4 protein-coding genes are annotated in these 2,451 nt (G+C 47.3%); 2 read left to right on the forward strand and 2 right to left on the reverse strand.

Annotated elements, in window-relative coordinates; translation table 11 throughout:
• Positions 1 to 1,419: molybdopterin-dependent oxidoreductase (locus tag RMO84_RS08790; protein WP_310488100.1), on the reverse strand; the 1,419-nt coding region annotated here is incomplete at its 3' end.
• 143 nt (positions 1,420 to 1,562) lie between these two features.
• Between RMO84_RS08790 and RMO84_RS08795 the strand changes: the two genes are divergently transcribed.
• Positions 1,563 to 1,862, forward strand: a complete 300-nt coding sequence (locus tag RMO84_RS08795) for a type II toxin-antitoxin system HigB family toxin (protein WP_310488101.1) — start codon at positions 1,563 to 1,565, stop codon at positions 1,860 to 1,862.
• The gene (locus RMO84_RS08800; protein WP_310488102.1) at positions 1,846 to 2,241 is read left to right on the forward strand and encodes a helix-turn-helix domain-containing protein; all 396 of its coding nucleotides are present in this window, start codon (positions 1,846 to 1,848) and stop codon (positions 2,239 to 2,241) included. The genes RMO84_RS08795 and RMO84_RS08800 overlap by 17 nt, the downstream gene beginning before the upstream one ends.
• 12 nt (positions 2,242 to 2,253) lie before the next feature.
• Here the strand turns inward: RMO84_RS08800 and RMO84_RS08805 are convergent.
• Positions 2,254 to 2,451, reverse strand: a 198-nt coding sequence (locus RMO84_RS08805; RefSeq protein ID WP_310488103.1) for a type II toxin-antitoxin system PemK/MazF family toxin, incomplete at its 5' end; no start/stop codon positions are given.

The following is a 2,451-nucleotide window of genomic DNA, read 5'->3' on the forward strand; positions in this document are numbered from 1 at the left end:
CTGCGCCGAATTAGGGTTAGCACCATAAATATTGCCGCCAACACAGATCAGCGTATCGACTTTTTCGGCATCCGCCGCTTCAATTAGGTCGCGGGTATGATAGCCCTTGGGCAGCGTCAACGGTCGCCCCAGCAGCCGCTCTAAGGCTTGCTTAATCTCCTCTTTGAGCTTTACCGTCACGCCCATCGAACCAAAGCCCTGGACGTTGGAATGCCCCCGTACGGGCATCAAGCCAGCTCCGACTTTGCCAGCATTCCCAGTTATCAAGGCAGTATTGGCGATGCTATAGACGTTATCCACCCCATTTGTCTGCTGGGTAATCCCCATCGCCCAGCCAAATACGACTCGCTGCGATCGACCGATAATTGTCGCAGCGGTTTCGATTTCCACGCGCGAGACGCCACAGGTAGCCGTAATCGTCTCCCAGTCGAGATTTTGCGCCTGTTCTAAAATTTCCTCCCAGCCTTCCGTATGCGCTTGCAGGAACGCTCGATCGACTAATCCCTGCGCGATTAAAGATTTCTGAATTCCCACAAATAACGCCACATCGCTCCCTGGAATCGGCTGGAGATATAGCGAGGCAATATCCGATCCAGGAATCAAAGACTTAACTGGAAATGCAGGTGAGCCAAACTTTACCAGCCCAATTTCCATCATCGGATTGATGATGATAATTTTCGCGCCCTTCTCGCGCAACTTAATCAGCTCATTCATCAAACGCGGATGATTGGACGGTGAATTCGCCCCCGCCAATACCACGCAATCAGCTTCCTTCAAGTTTTCCAAACTGACGATCGATGTCTTGGTACCGAACATCTCACTCAGTGCCGTCGTTGAAGGCGCGTGGCACAAATCCGAGCAATCCGCCAGATTATTAGAACCCAGAGTGCGCATCATCAGTTGCAAGATAAATGCCGCTTCATTGCAACCGCGTCCCGAACTGTAAGAAGCCACCCGCTCTGGATCTTTTTGAAATGCCGCAGTCGAGATCGAGTAAATCTCGTCCCAAGAAATCCGCTCGTAGTGCGAACTACCCGATCGTAAAATCACCGGAAAACTCAACCGCCCCAACCTGTCGGCTTCATAAGAAGATAACTGTTTTAGCCGCGCGATCGGATTGGTATCGAAAAAATGCGTCGAAACCCCAGGCTGAATCTCTGCCGTAATCGCCTCCACACTCTTCATACAGCGTTGGAGCTTTTCACCCTCTTCGTTGGTAAAGCCCCCCTTCTGTCCGCCAGTACCCCACGAACAAGATAGACAAGCACTCTTGTGGAGCAATGTTTGCCAAAGTTTGGGGCCTTGTGGCGAGAGCGTTTTCTCCGCCCAATACTCAATCACGGGCAATCCCCCACCGATCTCTGGGGTGTCCTCATTGGTTTCGCTAAAAGGCGGTTTCGGCTGTGGGTTGGTTTCCATTCGATCGCACGTGGAGGGAGCTTTACCTGGATAAGCTAGCACAATTTGCTAGATGCTCAAGTATATAAATGGACAGATTTCAGTAGGCTTGACTTTATGTTCTCATTACGAGAATATAAAGTCATCATGACATTTTCCAATCCATGCGCATCATCAGTCGAAAAAGATTGCTGGAGTTTGCAAAAATACATGCTGACGTGGCAGATCCACTCGATTTATGGTATCGGGTCGCAAAATCATCCAATTGGCTAAATCTAATTGATGTCAGACAAACCTATTCAGCAGCGGATGTGGTTGGTAACTTCACTGTTTTCAACATCAAAGGCAATGATTATCGCTTAATTACTAGCATTGTCTATCCTAAGCAGCGCATTTATATTAAATATGTATTAACCCACTCTGAATACGATCGGGATAAATGGAAAGATGACCCGTACTATTAACCGTAGTGTCTATGGCGATCTGTTGGCTCAATATCAGCCTAAAGCGATCGAGACTGAAGCAGAAAATGAAGCTGCGATTGTCTTAGCTGAATCATTAGAGCATCGCCAACGCACCCCAGAAGAAGATGCTTTACTGGAGTTGCTAGTTATTTTGATTGAAAAGTTTGAAGAAACTACTTATCCATTGCCAAATGTCGGCGCAGAGCAAATGCTATTACATTTGATGGAAGCGCGTAATATGAAGCAAGAGGAGTTAGTAGGTGTAATTGGCTCTAGAGGGGTAGTATCAGAGATAGTCAATGGCAAGCGATCGATTAGCAAGGCACAAGCCAAAGTATTGGGAGAATTATTTCATGTATCTCCCAGTCTATTTATTTAATTGCGATTTTGCTCACTCTTCCGAGAACATCTCAACCAAAGTACCCAAAACAGCCTTCTGTTCGTCTGGATCGATCGTACCTAACTTTTTAATCAGCCTCGTTTTATCGACCGTGCGAATTTGGTCTAAAACTATCCGCCCATCTTTGCCATCAAAGTGAACGGGAATTCTACTGGGGTATAGCTTTCCTTTCGTCGTCATCGGTGCAAC

Source organism: Chamaesiphon sp. VAR_69_metabat_338 (genome assembly GCF_031423935.1).
Lineage (GTDB): Bacteria > Cyanobacteriota > Cyanobacteriia > Cyanobacteriales > Chamaesiphonaceae > Chamaesiphon.

Excerpts from the sequence above, each read along its gene's own strand:
- RMO84_RS08795 (WP_310488101.1), top strand. The coding sequence starts at position 1,563 with ATGCGCATCATCAGTCGAAAAAGATTGCTGGAGTTTGCAAAAATACAT.
- RMO84_RS08800 (WP_310488102.1), top strand. The coding sequence starts at position 1,846 with ATGACCCGTACTATTAACCGTAGTGTCTATGGCGATCTGTTGGCTCAA.